This window comes from Ureaplasma diversum, assembly GCF_000941095.1.
GTDB lineage: Bacteria > Bacillota_I > Bacilli_A > Mycoplasmatales > Mycoplasmoidaceae > Ureaplasma > Ureaplasma diversum.
The window spans coordinates 112,932-133,532 of sequence record NZ_CP009770.1 but is presented as its reverse complement, the minus strand read 5'-3'; the positions used below and the strand labels follow the sequence as shown (position 1 = coordinate 133,532).

16 protein-coding genes are annotated in these 20,601 nt (G+C 26.6%); 2 read left to right on the top strand and 14 right to left on the bottom strand.

The window, feature by feature from the left end; all coding sequences use genetic code 4:
- Positions 1–28: 28 nt before the first annotated feature.
- On the bottom strand, positions 29–2,506 hold the full coding sequence (locus JM47_RS00575; protein WP_208895088.1) for an FtsK/SpoIIIE domain-containing protein: 2,478 nt from the start codon (positions 2,504–2,506) through the stop codon (positions 29–31).
- Between the two features lie 30 nt (positions 2,507–2,536).
- Complete coding sequence (locus JM47_RS00570; RefSeq protein WP_208895087.1) at positions 2,537–4,219, bottom strand: ribonuclease J; 1,683 nt, start codon at positions 4,217–4,219, stop codon at positions 2,537–2,539.
- A gap of 151 nt (positions 4,220–4,370) precedes the next feature.
- On the opposite strand from JM47_RS00570, the gene JM47_RS00565 reads away from it, so the two are divergent.
- Entirely contained in the window at positions 4,371–6,344 is a 1,974-nt protein-coding gene (locus JM47_RS00565; RefSeq protein WP_208895086.1) for a cysteine peptidase family C39 domain-containing protein, read from the top strand.
- Positions 6,337–6,690 (top strand): hypothetical protein, encoded by a 354-nt coding sequence (locus JM47_RS00560; protein ID WP_208895085.1) that lies wholly within the window; start codon positions 6,337–6,339, stop codon positions 6,688–6,690. The genes JM47_RS00565 and JM47_RS00560 overlap by 8 nt, the downstream gene beginning before the upstream one ends.
- Before the next feature lie 13 nt (positions 6,691–6,703).
- On the opposite strand, the gene JM47_RS03850 is transcribed toward JM47_RS00560, so the two are convergent.
- The 12 genes from JM47_RS03850 to JM47_RS00500 form a co-directional block, all read right to left on the bottom strand.
- On the bottom strand, positions 6,704–7,795 hold the full coding sequence (locus tag JM47_RS03850; RefSeq protein WP_222702328.1) for a phosphatidate cytidylyltransferase: 1,092 nt from the start codon (positions 7,793–7,795) through the stop codon (positions 6,704–6,706).
- 5 nt (positions 7,796–7,800) lie between these two features.
- On the bottom strand, positions 7,801–8,352 hold the full coding sequence (gene frr / locus JM47_RS00550) for a ribosome recycling factor (protein WP_208895084.1): 552 nt from the start codon (positions 8,350–8,352) through the stop codon (positions 7,801–7,803).
- A 23-nt stretch (positions 8,353–8,375) separates the two neighbouring features.
- A complete protein-coding gene (pyrH, locus tag JM47_RS00545; RefSeq protein WP_208895083.1) occupies positions 8,376–9,083 on the bottom strand; it encodes a UMP kinase in 708 nt (235 codons plus the stop codon).
- 55 nt (positions 9,084–9,138) lie between these two features.
- The gene (gene tsf, locus JM47_RS00540) at positions 9,139–10,026 is read right to left on the bottom strand and encodes a translation elongation factor Ts (protein ID WP_208895082.1); all 888 of its coding nucleotides are present in this window, start codon (positions 10,024–10,026) and stop codon (positions 9,139–9,141) included.
- Positions 10,027–10,143: 117 nt separating this feature from the next.
- Positions 10,144–10,863, bottom strand: coding sequence for a 23S rRNA (guanosine(2251)-2'-O)-methyltransferase RlmB (gene rlmB / locus JM47_RS00535; protein WP_208895081.1), 720 nt, complete (start codon positions 10,861–10,863; stop codon positions 10,144–10,146).
- Positions 10,863–12,170 (bottom strand): cysteine--tRNA ligase, encoded by a 1,308-nt coding sequence (cysS, locus tag JM47_RS00530; RefSeq protein WP_208895080.1) that lies wholly within the window; start codon positions 12,168–12,170, stop codon positions 10,863–10,865. The genes rlmB and cysS overlap by 1 nt, the downstream gene beginning before the upstream one ends.
- 10 nt (positions 12,171–12,180) lie before the next feature.
- Positions 12,181–12,876 (bottom strand): MPN527 family putative ECF transporter permease subunit, encoded by a 696-nt coding sequence (locus tag JM47_RS00525; protein WP_208895079.1) that lies wholly within the window; start codon positions 12,874–12,876, stop codon positions 12,181–12,183.
- Positions 12,851–14,863, bottom strand: a complete 2,013-nt coding sequence (gene ligA / locus JM47_RS00520; protein ID WP_208895078.1) for an NAD-dependent DNA ligase LigA — start codon at positions 14,861–14,863, stop codon at positions 12,851–12,853. The genes JM47_RS00525 and ligA overlap by 26 nt, the downstream gene beginning before the upstream one ends.
- A 125-nt stretch (positions 14,864–14,988) precedes the next feature.
- Complete coding sequence (locus JM47_RS00515) at positions 14,989–15,762, bottom strand: hypothetical protein (RefSeq protein ID WP_208895077.1); 774 nt, start codon at positions 15,760–15,762, stop codon at positions 14,989–14,991.
- A 301-nt stretch (positions 15,763–16,063) separates the two neighbouring features.
- A complete protein-coding gene (locus JM47_RS00510; RefSeq protein ID WP_208895076.1) occupies positions 16,064–16,855 on the bottom strand; it encodes a hypothetical protein in 792 nt (263 codons plus the stop codon).
- Positions 16,842–18,521 carry a S8 family serine peptidase gene (locus JM47_RS00505; protein WP_208895075.1) on the bottom strand — a complete coding sequence of 560 codons (1,680 nt, stop codon included), beginning with the start codon at positions 18,519–18,521 and terminating at the stop codon, positions 16,842–16,844. Before JM47_RS00505 ends, JM47_RS00510 begins: the two co-directional genes overlap by 14 nt.
- A 1-nt stretch (position 18,522) precedes the next feature.
- Positions 18,523–20,280, bottom strand: a complete 1,758-nt coding sequence (locus JM47_RS00500) for a S8 family serine peptidase (RefSeq protein WP_208895074.1) — start codon at positions 20,278–20,280, stop codon at positions 18,523–18,525.
- Positions 20,281–20,601: the final 321 nt, after the last annotated feature.

Genomic DNA, 20,601 nt, shown 5'->3' with positions numbered 1-20,601 from the left:
TTTAGTGGTTGTTAATATAAATTAACACTTAATTGATGAGATTGCTAAAAAACTTCTTGGTTTTGATACTTTTTTTCTCACCATTTCTAAGCACATCTAAATTATAATCACAGTGCATTATTTCATTAATGATGTTTGTGTATGTTTCATTTTCAATTTGTGGAACTTGTGCTCGTATCGGATTTTTAAAGTCGCGATCAACTACTATTACCATATCCCCATTACCAACTAAATTAGTACATAAAGTTGAATTTAAGAAAAGATAACTTTCATTGACATTATTGTTTTTTAAACCAATTAAACAATCTGCAATCTGTTTAAATTCTGTTGTGTTTTCATTACTAAAAGCACTAAATAATAAAACCTTAAAGCCCATTATTTGAGCATTATTTCTTAATCGATAAATTAAGGTTTTAAAGGTTTGAGCATATGAACTTTCTAAAATATCATTATATTCACTGATCACAATTAAAGTTTGTGGAATTTGATCATGTGGAAATTTCTCATTATATTGATAAATATCATTGCAATTATTCGGTTCTAGTTTACGTTTAATCACATCAGTTGTTTTTTCATTTAATGATCTTAATAAACTAATTGTTCCTTCAAACTCATCAGCTTTAGCAACAGCTTTAATATGCGGTAGTTGTTCAATCACACTAAGTGATTTAGTGTTATTGCTTACTAAATATAAATCTAATTCCTTAGGTGATTTTTTATAAAGAGCACTAATAATAGCAACAGATAATAATTTAGAACGTCCAGATCCATTATTACCTTGAGCCATAATAATGTTATAGTCATTATTTAAATATATTAGTTCTCGATTACTCTTTTTACCAAGCCCAATATATAGTTGGTTATTATAATCAATTTTATCTAATAATTCTTTTAAACTAACACTTGAACTTAAACTCTTAAAAGCAACTTGAACATATAATTTAGAACCTAAACCAAAGACATTTAATTTAGCATCTTGATGTTGGTTAAGAGTGTAGTAGTTTAAATGTTCTTTTAAGGATTCACTATATCTAGCTAAGATCGCAGATACTTGATTTTCTTTAATTTCATATCCAATTTCAAAACTACTAAATAAAACATTAATAGTAGCTTGATCAAATGTAATGTTTTGTTCACTAAAGAAACGTTGAGCATCTTTGTCAACATCAGCTGCTAATAATTTAAGTTCATGATAAAAATCTTTATTAAGTTCATTGATAATACTTGTTTTTGGATAATATTTGTAGTTATCGGTTTCGATTTCTTCATTAACTTTATTTTCAACAACTTCATCAGCAAAATCAAAGTTATTTGTAACTAAAGCTGGTTTTGGTTGAAATGATGATTTAGTAGTTGTTGGTGTTTTTGTTTGTTCTTGTTGATCAAAACTAGTTTGGTGTGAGTATGTTTGTGAAATGTTGTTTAGATTTAATTGTTGTTGGTTTGTAGATTGGTTTGAATTAATGTTACTAGTAAACAAAGCTGGTTCAGTTACTAGATTATTAGTTTGTTGTTGTTGAACTGGTTGATTAAATTGTTCCTGTTGTTCATAAACCACTTCGTTTTGAACTGGATTAGTAATAGTAACATCTCTATTTTGTTTAATTTCTTGCTCTTCTTTGGTTTGTTTTAGTTCATCTACTAAATCATCAACTTCTTTATTTTCTTCTTTATTTTCTTCTTTATTTTCTTCTTTATTTACTTGTTGATCTTCTTGATCATCAAGATCAACAAGTTCTAGATTACGATTATGATTTTTGTTAATGCTTTTAATAAAGTAATTAATAATCTTTAATTTAAGATTAAATGTTGTTTTTGTTTTAATGTTTAAACTAATCACAATAGCTAAAATAAGAATTATTAATAAACCAGTTAATACAACACTATAAATTCATCCTGAGTGTTTATATAAATCAACATGAACAAAACCAATCACTCCCCCAAAGCTCATTGGTAATGTATAGTAGTATTGTTCATGTCCAATTGCTTTATTAAAGTTTTTAGCTCATACTGAACTAAAACTAAAACTAGCATCAGATTGAGTTAAACTAAGAGCAAATGAAGCATTCTCAGGTTTAGTTATATCTTGTTTATTAAGTAAAAATAACCCATTACCTAATGAACCTAATAAAATAGGGATGATAATAGCTATAAAAACATAAGCTATTATCAACGATTCAGAAAATATCTTCTTTCTTGCTTTTGGTATATAAAAAACAATAAAGAAAACTAATAAAACAGCATAAACAAAAAACTTAGCTCAACCAAAGAAGTATTCAATAACATAATCTAAGATTGCACCAGTATAAGGTACTTTAGTTATTGTAATTAGTAAAAGAAAAAAACCGATGGCATAAAAAATAGTAATTAACAACTTTTTGTTAATCAGCTTTTTTTCTGCTTTTGGTTTTTTGTTTACTGTTTTATTAGTATCTTGTTCATTATTGGTTTGTTGGTTGGTGTAATATGAAATTGTTTTTTGTGGTTTATTTTTTCTAGTTTCCATACAACATCCCTCTATAAACATAAAACATTATTATTTAATTGTAGTGTAATCAATGAAGTTTGATAAAACTAATGGACGTTTGTTGAATTTCTTTTCAAACAAACGTGCTAATAATCGTTTTAGAGCTGCTTTTGTTTCTTTGATATCTAACTTTTTGTTTTTATCATAGAATAAACATTCACCCATTCGTTCTTTAAAAGTAGCTTCAATTTCTTCTACTTTTGAAAGTGAAAAAGGTCCATTGTTAACTACCCCATAGTATTTAAATTGAACACTATTAAGTAGTTTTTGACATTGTTTATCAAAGATAAAACTAATACTTACAACCCCGTTCTCACTCATTTGTAAACGTTCATAAATAACACCACTTCCCACATCAAGAGCATTATACATTGATAAGAATTTTTCTTCAATTGGAACTCTGTTTCTTTTTGGAAGTAAGTTTTTGTCTTCAACAAAGACTTGTTCACCATTATCAAGTGAGATTACTTGTTCATTTTTGATTCAAGATGAAGTAACAGCTTGTGTAAACTTCACTTCTTGTTTATAAAGTCCATTAATTGGAATTACATATCTTGGTTGTAATAAATTAACAACGTGTTTGCAATCTTCATCAGATTGAACCATTCTTAAATAATCTTTTGGTAATAAAGAAAAATCAATGTCTTTTCTTCCTAATTCATCACATAAATTAGCAACTAACATTTCAATCCCTGCAATTACAGGAAACCCTAGTACAAAATAATCATTTGGATTAATTGTTAATAATTTATCTTCGCCACCAATAATTTTCTTTAAGCGATTAAATAAATTATCAGGATTATCAGCAATTACAATAATTGCCTTCTCTAATTTATTCATCTCAGCAATTGGAGTAGACATTAAATTCTTGTTGTTATATAAACCTTGCTTAATAACACTACTAAAGACATTAATAAAGTTGTTTGAATAAATAATAAATGGTTTAGTTTGTTGTTTAGCAATTGTTGCTAAAGTAAAAATACTATAAGCATCAGAACTATCACAAGCCACAATTAAACGTTGATTAGCTTTATTTAAAATATCTTCATAAAATGATTTGTTTTTATGACTTGGTGCTGTATATGCATTTAAACCAGATTGACCAGTTCCAATGATTAAAGCTAAAGTGTTGTTTTTAGTAATTGAGTTTAAAAAGTTAATTTGTGAATCAAATGTTTTGTTTCTATCGTTTGAAATAATAAACTCATCAATATAAACAATTGCTCCATCTTCTGTTTTAAGTACATACCCATATGAGTGTGGTAATGAGTTAGTAATTTTAAAAGCAGTTGCAAAAATTGAACCAACCTTTTTATCTTTAATTGGTTCTAGTTCAATAATGTTTGGTTCAACTTTTTTGATGTGAGATTTTTGATCAAAAACACGCTTAATAATACCAGCTCCAATTGAACTTGTATAAATTGGTGTTTTGGGATTAATTTGACTTAATAATAAACGTAAACCAGTAACATTTGCAAAACTTGGCGTTCCAACAAATATCCCTTTAATTTTTTTTGCATTAGCTTCTAAATAGCTAAAATCTGCAATAATTGCATTGATCCCTGAAATATCATTAGGTGGTAGCTTTACACCAGCATTAAATACGAAAATTTCGTCATTAACTTCAACAACAAAGCATGACTTATCCCGCTCATCTTGTCCACCTAATGCCAAAAAATTAATTTTTGCCATTATAGCTCCTTTTAAATAAATATTTAATTTTAGTTATAGATGTGTTTCTATAAATTAAAGAAACGCTAGTTTAATTATACAAAATAACTCCTTATTAACTCAAAAAATCAATTATTTAATGGTTTGTACAAATTAAGCTAATGGAGGGGATATGAAAATAGTTAATCAAATTATTAATAATGAGTGTGGGATTTGTGTTTTAGCAATGATCATTAATCATTACAAAAAAAGCAAAATAACTAAAAATGAACTATTAGCAAAAGCTAATTTAAGTGTTAATGGAATTAGTGTTTTTGAACTAGAACGTTTAGCTAATGAATATAGCTTAAATGCTAGTTCATATGAATGTAAAGCTGAAGAAGTTTTTGAATTAGCTAAAGATGATTATTATGTTGTATTAGTTAATAAAGATAACTTAGCTCATTTTAATGTAATTAAAGTAATAAGTGATCAAAAACTGAAAGTTTATGATCCGAAGGATGGAGTTTATTATTGAGATCTAGATCAATTTAGTAAGTGTTTTTTAGGAGTATTGGTTCAATTTAATAAACAAAATGATGTTCTTAAAGTTACTAGTTTTGATCAAAGCTATCTTAAAAGTATAAGAGTGATTGATTTAATAATCATCTTCTTATTAGAATTAGTATCGATTCCATTCAGTATTATTTTAAGCCGATATTTAAATTATGTAATTAACTTCGTGATTGTTCATCAAATCTTAAAGAACTTATTACAACTAAGTCTAGTTTTCTTCTTTTTCTTTTTAATCAATAGTTTTAAACAACTATTGTTTGATCTGTTTATAACAAAGCAAACCAATCGTATTTATATTACAATCATGAACTATATTAATAACCAATTAATGTATAAACAACAAAGTTTTTATGCAAAGACTAATATGGGTGAATTAAGTCAGATTCCATCTCATATATTAAGTATTATTAACTTCTTATTAGTAGTTAGAACCAAGCTTTATACTAATGTTTTATATGCTTGTGTTATTAGTGTGATCTTAGGATTAAATGATTGGTTATTGTTAAGTATTAGTTTAGGGTTTGTAATCTTAAATGGGTTTGTTGCTTTATTTAGTTATTTATATAACAAGAAAATGGCATCAGTTTTATTAAACCATTCCCAAAAGAACTTTATTAAATACCAAACATTCTTAAATCTAATTAAAGAAGCATTCTTTATTAATAAGAGTACTATAGCTAAAAATGATTATGATCAAGTCCAAGCAAGTCTAATGAATGATACTAATAAAAGTACATTGGTTAATAGTCATTTTAAAACGATTAATAATATCTTTAATGCTTTATCTTTATTATTAATCACAAGTGTTTATGTATATTTAAAAATTAGTAAAAACCAACCAATTGATGTTGGTAATTTAACCTTTTTATTGTTTTTACACCAGAACGTAAGTTCAGGAATTAATACTATTTTTGATTATTTAAATAATCAAGCATCATATCAACAAGCTAAAATGATTGTTGAAAAAGTATTATTTATGAACAATATTAACAGAGATGGATCAAGTTTAACTAAAATCGATTCGGTTCAAGTTAGTTGTTTTTCTAAAAACTATTCATTTGATGAACATACCTTAATTATTGGTCATAGTGGATCTGGTAAAACAAGTTTACTAAAAGCTATTATTCAATTTTATGAACCACACTTTAATGTTTATTTTAATCAGCAAAGTGCTTTTGATTTTGACTTTAAACAGATTGTAGATAAAGTTATTTATCAACCATCAACAATTAGTAATGTCGATTTTGATTTAGCTTATTTTATGAACCAGATTCCAGATAGTCAAATCGATATTGTTTTTAAGAAATTATCACAATTTACTAACATCAACTGAGAATTAGCAACTTCACAAGAATTAAGTGAACGACTTTCAATGGGACAACGACAAATCGTTTCATTTTTAAGTTTACTAAAATACAAAAACAAACTACTACTTTTAGATGAACCATTATCTCATGTTGACGGGGCTACAAAAGCTTTTGTACTAGTTCATTTACTTCCTATTATTAAGGAAAATAATTTAGTTCTTTATGTTTCACACGATAACTTATTAACTGATCATTTTATAAAGGTAGTGAATTTAAATGCTTAATAGATGAATTAGTATTGCACTTACAGCTACAATCTCTTGTACTGTTTTAGGAATTGGAATCGCTTTTGGTTTTAAAAACCAAAAATTCACAAGTAGTTTTCTAGAAACTAAACATCGTGTTTTTGAACTTGATAATAAAACTTATAGTAAGATCAAAAAGTTTAAGAAACTACATGTTAAAATCAATAACTTCTCTTATTATATAAGACATCAATTAGTGTATGAAAATAAGAACAAATCACTAATTGCTTTAGATTTAAAACTAGATAGTAAAGAAAAAATAGTACCAGTGCTAATTTATACGCACTCAGTACCATTAATCTATGATTTAATCAACTTTTTATAGTTGTATTTTGTTGTTAATTATTGATTACAAATATATTTGCTTCATTAGTTGATCCATTAATAATTAGTGTAATAGTAAAGTGAACAAAAAAGACTAATGATAATGAATCGATTCGATCTAATATACCTCCATGTCCTGGTAATATATTACTAAAGTCTTTGATATTAACAGCTCTTTTAGCAGCTGAGAAAATTAAATCACCAGCTGTACTTAATAAACTAAAAATCAATAAGATGATTGCACTTACTATTCATCAACCAGCTAAGTTTTTAGCATTTAGGATTGTAATTATTGATTTACTAAAATCAATACCATACCAATTAAAAAGCACATTTTCATATTTATTAATGCTTTGGTTTGGAATTGTAGTTAATATAGCAAGAACAATTAAAATTAAGATGGTTGATGCAACTAAACCAACAATTAACCCTTCAACACTTTTCTTAGGACTAATTTTAGGAGCTAATTTATGTTTAGCTAATTTAATACCACCAAGATAAGCAAAACTATCTGAAGCAAACACTACTAACATTAAAAGTAAAGTAGTAATTCAACCACGAACATAAATCGTGTACATAAAACCAATAAAGAAAAAGCTTACTAATGTATAAATAATTAAAGCTAAGATGTATTTTCTAACTTGCTGGATTTTTAATATAAACATTAAGATTAAAATGATTAAAAAACCAAAAGCATAACTAATTCCAAGTGTTAGATAAAACAACAATAAAACTTGTTTGTATTCATAATCTGTTTTAGTCAGATCATAAACAAAAACTAAATAAGATAAGGTTGGTAAAATTGTTGTAACTAAAAAGATCGTTGTAATAATGAAAATATAGCGTTTGGATTTTTTAAAGAAAGCTTTAGAAAATTCAAAGCTAGCTATACAGATTATTGGAATTAAAAATGCTAGTATTAAAAAAGCACAAATGGTTTGAAAAATCGGAATCTCTAAAACTTGTGATGGGGATCATTTATAGTTTTTTTCAGCAAAAAGTGCTAGTACAAAAATAATTACTAAAAACCCAACAATGTATAAAACAGATCTTAGTCTTTGTTTTAGATTCTTTTTTTGGTTTTGATCTAATTTGTGAATTTGCACAGTAATTAAATAGTTAAAATATCTTTTTCTTTATTAGCTAATAAACTTTCAATGTGTTTGTTAATTTCTTTTGTTAAATTATCAAGTTCAGTTTGAAAGTATTTTTTATCATCTTCAACAAGACCAACTTCTTTTTTGAATTTGTCTTGAGCATCTTGACGAATTCGACGAACTTTAATTTTTGCATCTTCAGCAATTGCTTTTGCTTTTTTAACTAAACCCTTACGAATATCTTCAGTTGGTGCTTGGAAAGTTAAACGAATAACATCAGCATCAACTTGTGGATTAATTCCTAAGTTTGATTCATTAATAGCTGCAGCTACATCTTTAATACTTGAACGATCATATGGTTTAATTAATAAAACTCTAGGTTCAGGAAGTGAGATATTAGCTAGTTGGTTAATTGGTGTTTTCTCACCATAATAATCAACTACTAAACCATCTAAAATAGCTGGACTTGCTCTTCCTGTTCTTAATTTAATAAATTCATTATGAATTCAAGTATAAACATGTTCTACTTCGCTATTAATCATTTTTTCATATGGTTTGAAATCCATAAATAAACCTTCCTTTGTTTTGCTTATTTAGTAACAATTGTATGTTTAATTTTCTTATTTAAAACATCAACAATTGCATCCTTTTGATCTATGTTAAATACAATTAGATCAATGTTGTTTTCTTCACATAAAGCAAGAGCTGTTTTATCCATTACTTTTAGATTTTCAGCAAGTGCTTGACTAAAAGTAATCTTGTCATAAAACTTAGCATCACTATGTAAATTAGGATCTTTATTATAAATCCCATCAACCCCATTTTTACCCATTAAAATGATGTTAGATTTTGTTTCTGCAGCTTTAATAGCAGCACAAGAATCAGTTGTAAAATAAGGAAAACCAGTTCCTGCAACAAAGATCATTACTTGATCATTATTAATTGCATTTTCAATGTTAGCTGTTGTTGCTTCTAATGCAACTTTATCGCACTTAATAGCTGATAGTACAACACTATTTACATTTAAAGAGCTAAGAGCACTTTGGAATGCTAAACCATTAATGATTGTTGCCATCATTCCCATATTATCGGCTCAATTTCGATCAATATCTAACTCTTTAGCATTACACCCTCGTCAGATATTACCCCCACCAAGAATAATTGAGACTAAATATTTTTGACTAATTGTTTTAATCTGATTAGCTAATTGTAAGATCTGGTTAAAATCAATTACTGAATCACTACCTGTTTTTAAACAAGCACCTGAAATTTTAATAACAATTCGTTGTTTTTGCATTTAATTTCTTCCTTAATTGATAAAAATAGAAAGTTTTTATCACTTTCTATTTTTCTTATTTCTTCATTTGAGCAGCAACTTCTTCAGCAAAGCTTAATTCAGGAGCTTTTTCAATTCCTTCTCCAACTTCAAAAGAAAAGAAAGCAATTGGTTGAGTTTTGTTTTCAGCTAAATATTGTCCAATTGTTTTTGAACTATCCATAAAGAATGGTTGATCTACTAAACAGTTTTCTTTTAAAATCTTGTTTAAACGACCTTCAATTGTCTTATCAGCAAACTTAACATCTTTTCCTTGTTCTTCAAATTCTTTAGCAACAAGGTTAGCAATAATTTCACGTTCAGAGTTTAATCAGTTAGGATCAACTTGTTCACGACTTAAGTATTTAGGACGCATTGCAGCTGCATGCATAGCTACTTTTCTAACTACTTCTGGATCAACCTTACTATCTACTAAAACAATTGCTCCAACTCTTTTGTTGTTGTGAGTATATGAACCAAGTGTTTGGTTTTCATTTGCAATTAATACTTTACCACGACGGAAAACAATTTTTTCACCAATAAAAGCAGTTAATTCTAAACCAGATTCAGCAATTGGTTTATTATTAATCACAAGTTTTTCAAAACATCCATCAGTTGTTACATCAGCTATTGCTTGATCTAAAATTGTGTTTGAGTATTCTAAGAATTGTTCATTACGAGCCACAAAGTCTGTTTGGCAGTTAACTTCAATTAAAACCGCTTTATTATCAACTTGTTTTGTTAATACTACCCCATCAGTTGCAGCATTCATTTGTTTATTAGCAGCTTTAATTGCTCCATTTTCTCGTAATCAAACAATTGCTTTTTCAATATCATTATCAGATTTATCTAACGCTTTAATACATTCAGACATTCCTGCTTGTGTACGTTTACGTAATTCTTTAACTAACTCAGCTTTAGTCATTTGTGTCACCTTATCTTAAATATCTTTTTCTTGTAAATTCTAAAAATTACACTAATATATATTATATAAATAATAGTATTAAAATACAATCATTAATTAAATTAATTAATAAATTGCTTATGGCTTAATTACTCTTCTAAAATTACTTAAAATAATTCCACTAGCAACTGATACATTTAATGATTGAACACTCCCATACATTGGGATATTAATATTAATGTCTGAATTCTTTTGAATTAATTGACTAATTCCTTTGTTTTCATTACCAACAACAAAGCAACTCTTCTTAGCATAATCAACAGTTTCATAACTAACACTATTTTCTAGTGTTGTTGCATAAATTCAAAAACCATGATCTTTAAGTTTTTGAATAATCATTGATAAATTAGCTACTTCAAATAAATTTAGGTAATTAATTGCCCCCATACTAGTTTTAATTACTAAATCATTAACCTTAGCTTGGTTGTTTTTCTTATAAAAAACAGCATCAACACCAAAGGCATCTGCACTTCTTAATATTGCTCCAAAGTTTCTTGGATCTTCAATACTATCTAATATTAAAACTAAACCAGTTTCCTTGTGTTTAATTTGTTTTAATCATTGATCTAAAGTTAATTTTTCTTGTTTTTGAATTAATGGTTTAGTAGCTATATATTGATGATTAAGAGTTTGAACAAATTGATCAAATCAAGACTTAGAAACAGTCTTGTAGTTGATCTGATTAGCTTGTAGTTGATTAATGATTTTTATTTGATCAGCTGATAAGTAAACAACTTCAATTTTTTGTTGATTATTAATTAAATCAGCTAATGCTTTTTTACCAAATAAATATTGCACTATAGTACACCTTTTTGTTGTAATTCTAATCGAAGTTGATCTGCACTACTATAATCATTAGCATCAACTTTAGCTTTTCATTCTTTTAATAATTTAATATTTTCTTCACTATGGTTATTAGTGAATTCAATCCCATATACATCTAAACAATAAAGTAATTGGTTTAAAGCTAATAATAATTCATTAGCTTTTTCTTTTTGTTTAGCTAAAGTATTAATTTTTTTGATTAATTCATTAATGTATAATACCCCTTTTACTAAGTCTAAATCATCAGCTAAAGCTTCATTAAAAGGAGTGTAACTAACTAATTGGATTTGATCAAATAAGTTAGCGAAGACAAGAGCATTTTTAGCATTTTTAATAGCGGTTGCTATTTTTTTAATCTCTTGTTCATTTTGTTCCATAATTGGAATTGAATATTTAATTGGTTGACGATAGTTAGTTTGATAGAAGAATCAACGTAAAGTTTGATAATCAAATTGATTTAATATATCTTTAACTAATACAAAGTTATTTAAAGATTTAGACATCTTTTCATCATTAATATTAACAAGTCCAAAGTGCATTCAAACCTTAGCTAAATTTTTATTATATAAAGCATTATTTTGAGCATTTTCGTTTTCATGGTGTGGGAATTTTAAATCATTTCCACCCCCATGAATAGTTACTTGTTCACCAATAAAATGATTAATTAAACATGAACATTCTGAATGCCAACCAGGTCGTCCAACTCCTCATGGTGTGTTTCAAGTAATCCCTTGTTTTGTTTTCTTTCATAAAACAAAATCATTATCACTTTTTTTAGCTTCAACTTGTTGAATTCTTAACCCTGCTATATCTTTATCTAAATCTCGTTTTGATAAATGTCCATAATTCTTAATTTTACTTGTATCAAAATAAACATCATCTTCTATAAAATAACCAGCACCAACCTTAATCAATCGATCAATATAATCAATGATTTGATCCATATGATCAGATACTTTAGGTTTAATTGTTTCTAAGATATTTAATCGTTGATTAACTGTTAAATAAGCTTGGAAATAAAATTCACTTACTTCTAATTCTTTTAGATTATTAGCTAAAGCATAGTTGATGATTTTATCATCAATATCAGTAATATTTAAAATGTACTTAACCTCTTTTTTTTGATGTTTTAAAAATCGATGTAAAACATCCATTGTAATTAATGGACGAGCATTACCAATGTGAATATGATTATAAACTGTTGGTCCACAATTATAAATTGATATCAACTCTTCATTTAGATCAATTAATTGGTTTGAATAAGAATCAAATAATTTCATAATTTCTCCTTTAGTAATGAAAAGATTTATTAGTTCTATATGAGATATAGCTTAAGATCGTAGCTACAAAAGCAACAACACTATATTTAATTAAATTAAAGATGGTATATAAAGTAAAAATACCAGCTCAGTAATCAGGAATATAAAGTAAATAAAGATTAGGCTTTTGTTCATAAAATGTTTTAGCAGCTAATATTGATGGATTTTTAATTAAATTAAAACTATACCAATAAAGCGGAGTATATAAAATCCCATTCATTATTACATTAAATAATAAAGTAATTACACTACTAATGAAGAAAATAATGCTTAAATGGATCATTATCTGTTTTTTAACTCTTAAATAATAAAGATGATAAAACAAGATTAATAAATGCATAAACAATAAGTTGTTTAAACTAACAACTAATAATCCAACCCAGTTACTACTATGCATTAAGTTTGAAATACATAAAAGAATAGTAGCTAATAGTATATATTTATAACGGACTTTAAAAACTAAAACAGATAAACAAGCTAATGAAAAATCTAAACTTAAAAAACTAAACTTTAAAAAAGAAGAGCCATAGCAAACTAATATACTAATTCCTAACACTAAACTACTAGTTGTATATTGTTTAATGATTACCCCAACTGGTTCATATTTTTTATTTCTACTAAAAGCTAGTTTTAGTTTTCTTTTAGCTGTTTCAAAATTCAGTTTCAATGATTTTAACTCCTAAACTTTTAGCTGTTTCTAATTTAGATCCACCATTAGCTCCAGCTAATAAATAATCTGTTTTCTTACTTACTGTATTAGTTACTTTAGCATCATAATAGTTTTCTAAAATAGCTTTAATTTCGTTTCGATTAATACTAAATGTTCCTGTGATCACAAAGGTTTTATTTTTATATTCTTCAACTACAACAATCTTATCATCATAATTAAAATGATCAATGTATTTAGTGTTAACATTAGCACTAATTAATTTAGAAATCAACTCTTGATTATATTTATTAGAAAAGAATTGTAAAATCGAATTAGCTGCTTTAATTCCACAAGCATCAATGCTTATTAACTCCTCATAACTAGCTTCCATTAAAGCTTCTAAGCTTTTAAAGTGTTTAGTTAATTTAAGAGCTAGGTTTGGTCCAACAAACCTAATACCAAGAGCGGTTATTAATCGTTCTACTGAGTTATGTTTAGATTGTTCAATAGCATTAATTAAATTATTAAAACTCTTGTTTCTTATTTTAAAATCATAAGCAAACACAACTTCTCGTTGTTCATTTAAAGTATAAAGATCAGCTGCATCACTGATGATATTAGTTTCAAAGAATTTATTAATATTAGCTTCACTTAAACCTTCGATGTTCATGCAAGGTCGTGAAGTAAAATAAACTATTTTATTAACAACAATACCTTTACAATTACGTTCATTTAAACACCGTTGATCTACTTCATCATCAAACTTAACTAATTCACTACCACAAGATGGACATTTAGTAATCGGAATATATACTTTACTATTTTCATTTCTTTTTGATAAATCAACACTATCAACATAAGGGATCACATCCCCTGCTTTATATAAGTTAACATAATCCCCAATTCTAATATCTTTTAAAGCAATAAAATCAGCATTATGAAGGGTTGCAAACTCAACCATACTTCCATCTAATAAAATTGGTTTGAGTTTAGCAACATACGAGATTCTACCTGTTCGTCCAACATCACAAATAATATCTAATAATTGTGTAGATACTACATTAGCTGGGAACTTGTAAGCAATTGCTCATTTTGGAAACTTAGAAGTAAAACCAATCTCATCATAAATTGATAAGTTATTAACTTTAAGTACCATTCCATCAATCATATAAGATAAAGAGTCTCTGATTTGGGTTGTTTGTTCTATTTGCTCTCAAACTTCTTTAATGCTACAACAATGTTTTATTAACTCAGATACTTTAAATTTATTAGCTTTTAAAAATTCTAAAGATTCTTGTTGGGTATTAATATTTAATTCTTTAGCATTTACTAAATAATAACAAAAGGCTTTAAGGTTTCGGCTTGCTGCTACACTATTATCTAATGTTCTTAAACTACCTGCAGCTGCATTCCGTGGATTAGCAAACTTCTTATTAGTTTCATCAATACTATCATTAAGTTCTTTAAAGTCTTCATAAGCCATGAAGACTTCTCCACGAACTTCAATTTCATAATCCTTATATTTATCATCAATATATAATGGAATATCTTTAATCGTTTTAACATTTAAAGTAACATCTTCACCTTGAACACCATCGCCCCGAGTAATAGCTTTATATAAACGACTATTTTTATAAATTAAAGAAATACTTAAACCATCAATTTTAGGTTCAAGAATATATCCTTTTAGATCAAGATTGTAAGCTTTATTATCTTGATCAAACTTTTTTAAATCATTTAAATCAAAAGCATTAGCTAATGAAAGCATTGGATATTTATGAACAACTTTTTCAAATTTTGACGAAACAAAACCACCAACACGCACTGTTGGTGAGTTAGCTTGTTTATATTGGGGATATGCTTTTTCAAGTTCAATTAACTCTAACATTGCTTGATCATAAACATGATCAGGCACAGATGGATTATTTAAAGCATAGTATTCATAATTTCATTGGTCTAATTGTTGAATTAAGGTTTTAATTTGCTCTAGAATTTGTTGACTCATCTTCAGACCCTTTATTTTAAAAACATCATTACTTAAAGTAAGTATATTTTAAAATTTTAACATAATAAATAATGTTAAAATAGGATAAGAAAAGGAAATTAAAACCAATCTATTTTTAAGCTTATTTATATTGTACTTAAATGGATTTCTGTATCATTTAAAGATGTTAATTTATCAATTAAAATAAAGAAGGTTTTAGCTCTGTAATGATTACCGTTGATCGTTTTTTCTTCTGTATTTAAATATTTAATTACAGTGTTTTCATATTTAATATTAAAGATGTTCTTTTTATTATTAGCTGATTTAGGTTTGAATTCAAAATCAACAATATTAAAACCTTCTTTTTCATAAGAATTAAAACCAGGATTAAATTGTTCTACTTTTAATTTAATCATTAATAAGGTTTGTTTACTAAAATCAATTGTTTTAATTCTAGCTTCTAAATTAGCTAGTTGTTGATCAGCTAAACTAGTTTCTGTTTTTGTATATAAATCAGAGTTTACAAATTTATTTACATAATCAGAATAACTATTGATTAAAGTAGCATATTCATTTAATTGTTGATTAGTGATTGTTGATTTTTCAATCTCTAGTTGTCTTCTATAGTACTTATTAACACCAATTCGAAGTCTTTGGTTATAAACAAAAACTGGTGTTTTTTGGTTTGTTAACATTTCATAATAAACATCACTATTTTCTTTTTTATATCATCTAGTTATGATATTGTTGTTTTTAATGAATTCAATATTGGTTCTAAGAAATGGTTTTTCAGATGTATCAATTGGTTTGTTTTCATTAGCACTTCTGTTGGTATTATTACATCCAACAATAGTTAATGTAGTAATTGAACCTAAAAATATTGAACTAATAATAATTAGTTTTTTCTTATTTTTAAACATTGTAAACCTCCTTTTTATTTAAGATTATGAACATAAGAACTTAAAAATAAGAAATAGGCAAATAAGAGGGATCTTTGCTTTTTATTTGTTTTAAATATTTATAAGAAATCTAAAATTCTTAATATCTTACCCTATTCCTTTTTGATGATTTTTAGCACCTTATTTTTTGTAGTATTTGTTTACCTATAACAACTTGATAAAGTTAATACTAAAAGTGGGGCTGATAAAAAACTAAAACCAAGAGATGAAATGATTAATTTCTTTTTTCTTTTTTCTATTTAATGGCATAAGTTAAAGACTCTTAAGCATCAACATTAAATGGTCCGAAATTTTCAAGATCTTCACCAATTGCTTTTTTGACGATTTTTTGTTCAATCTCTATATTGTTTAAACTGTTTAGTTTATCAATTACAACAAAGAAGATCTTGTTATTACTCATTGGTCCTCTTCATTTATTGTTTTTTAACTTTCTTTTTATAGGAAGATTTGATCAGCTTTTAGTTATTGTCATCTTCTTTTCGTTTAAATTTACAGATAGAATTTGATAACCATTGACTGGATGAAAAGATTCATCATCGGTTATTACTCAATCACGATCTATGATCATCAAAATTGAATTTTTATTGAAATCTAAGTTTGAAAACGATGATGAAATTCTGTCTTGATTCTTTTTAAAAATATCTTTATATATGCTGATGGTTTTGTTGAGTTCTTCAACTGAATTGATTAATGAATATAAAGGTTTTTGTTGATTTGCTAGCGGTGTTCCAACTACTTTTATATATCCAAGTGGGTGATTTTTGTCACGCACTGTTCTGTGACGAACCTTATCATAATTATTGTAAACTACCACTGCCTTATTATCATTAGTTATAGTTTCATAAATGTATGAGAAGGGATCATAAAAATATGATGTGTCTTTTAAATTAGAATTAATGAATAGCGAATCTGAATTGATACTAAATAATAAATTGTTTTTCTTATCATTTTTCTCTTTATAACAACTTGATAAAGTTAATACTAAAAGTGGGGCTGATAAAAAACTAAAACCAAGAGATGAAATGATTAATTTCTTTTTTCTATTTAATGACATAAGTTAAAGCAACATCTGGGTTTTCACTAGCAGAATCATCTTTTCTTTCAATAAAAATGTTATATCAACCATCTTGATTTGCTTTCATTTCTACTGTTTCAATATTTCACTTAGTATCACTATAGTTTATTAGAGTGCTTGGTTCTTCTACTTTTAAAGTAAAGTCTGCTTTATTATTTATATTTTTAACCAATCAAGAAATATTGGTTCGTAGTGTTTGTCCTTCTTTTAAATATAATTGGACTAATTCCTTTCCTCTTTTGAAATTTTTGAAATATCATAAATTTGATACAGCTTCATTCACTAAATCAAAATTAGGAACACCAAAACCTGTTTCTGGAGTATATAAACTATGATATGATTTTAGTCTTTCTGAACCGCTAATAAGTGCAGACTTAGCTATAATTGAGTCGCTTCCTAAATCAAACATATCTTTATTTGATTGATAAACAAAGGATAATAAACCTGAAACAACCGGAGCTGCGAAACTAGTGCCGTGAATTAGTTCTTGTGCTACCCCACCGTTTTTATTGGTATATCTAAAATTATTTCCTGGAGCTATAACTGTTATATAATTCACATCATTGCCTATTTGGCTATATGATGTTTTTTCTTTCGTTTCTAAATCATATGCACCTACAACAATACTATTGATTGATAGTGGTCCACCAGCTAAATATTTATATGGCGGAATCTCTATTTTCTTGCCATTTTCACCAGTGGTAGTTTTTCCGTTATATTGATTACCCGCAGCAAATATATTTATTATTTCTGGATTTGAAAAAACGGAATCATCGATATCCTTAGGTAATCGTGAATAATTAGATTGTAAATACGCATATTTTGGACCTCAACTATTGTTAAGTATGTTTACTTTTGAATTAGTTAATAAATTGAAGTAATCACTTGGTGATGTATTTTCAGCATAATAAATAGAATATAATTTAGCATTAGAGTTAATTCCTAAATTTCCACCTATAACTTCTGCAACCCAGTTTGCATGATCAGATTTAACGTTTGTATTTTGTCCATTACGTTTTAGATAATTAATATCTCCAACTTCTCTGTTTGGGAAAATATTTTCGTTATCTGCACTAATAAAACCTTCCACTTCCATAATCCCAACCTTCACTTTTTCATCACCAAAGTTTTCTATTAAGAAATCTCTTGTTTCTTTATTCAATCCTACTGCTGCATAGTGTTTTTCATTGTCTTCAGGATCTTCAAGAACTGATTTGAAGCTGCTATTACTTGATATTGATTGCTTTTGATTATCATTAATGTTTTCAGGCATATTGTTTAAAATGAAAAATGATTCTTTTATTTCACTTCTTAGTGTATTAATTAAATCTAAAACTTTTTGTTCATAAATTTGATTAAACTTAAGAGTTAAACTTTTTGTTGAAGTGTTTAAACTAATAGATGTTTCGTTTAAATCGTTTTTTAATAGTGAAGTTTTAATTAATGAAACATTTTTTTCTAAATTAATCTCAGTATTAAAATTTAATGAATAAGATACATTTTTCTTTATCGCTTTATTAGAATCTGCTTTGTTTTCTTGATATTTGTTTGCTGAAACAAGCGTTGTTAAACCGATGAAACCACTTAAAGTAGCAGCACCTAATAAAGCGAACAATTTTCTATTTTTGTTTTTAAAGAATTTCATATTAAACATTACCTTTCTCTATTACATATGTTATAGCAACATCAACTGGAGATATATTTGAAGATTTGTTATAAACATTAAGTTTAATAATGTAATTACCTGATGTCTTAACAACAAAATCAATTGTTTCGGTGTTTCTGTCAGAAGATGTTGAACTATAATTCTCTTTACCTATAACTCTTAAATCAACATCTGCTTTATCATTGTTAGAATAGTTTTTATAATTTCAAGTTGCATTAACTCGAACGCGATCTCCCTTCTTTAATCTTAATACAACTTTTTTATCATCATTTTTCATATTTTTAAAATATCGAAGATTTTTAACTGCTTGGTCTACTAAATCAAGTCTTGGAATTCCATAACCTGTCTGATGAGTGTATGTATCTTCTTCAGACGGCGGAATAAGTGAACCACTAATAAGTGCAGATTTAGCAATAATTGAATCATGTCCACGATTAAATATTGGTTTGTTCTTTTGATAAATAATTGATAATAAGCCAGCAATTACGCCCGCTGAATTACTAGTACCTCAAGTTTGTCATTCAGGATTACTAAAATGAAATGCTCCGCTTGGTGCAACAACTGTTAAATAATGATCATCTCTTCCGATTTTACTATAGTATGCCTTTTTCTTTGTATATGAATCGATTGCACCAACAATAATACTGTTCTTAGATAACGCAATTCCATTTAAATATCGCGATTGATAATCACTATGTTTGGAAATATTTCCGCCAGCAATTACATTAATTATTTCAGGATTATTGACAACTACTTGATCAAAATATTTAGAATATCCCGCATATTCTTTATCAATATGATCTTTAAAATTTCAAACATTAACTATAATATTAACGCCTCTTGATAATAAGAAATTCACTTCTCCAGTAACACCATTTCAATATAAATCAACCATTACACTTCATAATTTAGCAGTTTGGTTGATGCCTTTTTGACCAACCATTATTTCACCAATTTGATCTGAATGATCGCTTGAGACTTCGGTGTAAAACGGTTCATCTCTTCAATGTACCCCATTACCATTATCATTGTTTCATCTAAAAGGTTTACTATTATGTCTAACTACACCATCTCCATCTAATAAACCAATCATAACCTTTTCGTTGAAGAAGTGTTCAAAATGAGTTTTTTGATTAAAATAATCAAGACCCACTATTTTGTAATGATGTTGATTGGCTGCATCATATGTAGTTGCGTCATTATAATCATATCGTTTTCGTGTAAACGAATTTGATACCGTTTCTACGTCTGGTAACTTCTTATTAACAAAGTCAGTATAAGTGTATTTCGTATTGAAGAAATAAATATCTTTTATATCTTCATTCTTATTTAAAAGTAATTCTAATTTTTCATTTAATAGATTGATATCGGCATGATTGCTAATAGCAAAAGTGATTATTTTTAAATTACTTAAAATATCGCTTTTCAATAAATAATCATTATTTTTGAAAACAAGATTCTTAATTTGATCATGAAGATTATTTAAATCAATATCTTTATCATTATCAATCATTAACTCATATCTTCTTGCTCCAATAACAGTTGTTAATTCATTCTTAGCTTTATCATCTTGATTAATAGAATTTTTAATTTCAACGATTTTCTTTTCAGTATTTACTTCTTGATGTTTAACATTTTTTATATCATTGGCTGTAACAGAAAATGTTAAAAATGAAGTAACTAATGAACCAACTAAGCCGAGCTTAATGATTTTTTTAAACTTATTATATTTTGTCATTTAATTAATCACCCCTTAAAAAATAATTTTATAAACCCAATTCTAACGCATTTTTAATAGTATTTTGATTAAAAATTATTAAGTGATAATTCACTTATTATCAAAATAATTAACATTAGTTTAAAGAATTTATTTTTAAAAGATATATAGCTTATCTTTTGTTTGATTTTCTATTGGGTGTTTGTGAAAATCATTTCTATTTTACACCTAAACCAATGAAACATATTGATTTATTTTTAAAACAAATAAGAATTAATAACTGTTTAGATAAATTATCAATAAAACCTAGCTTTTTTATTAACTTATTAATAAATTAAATTT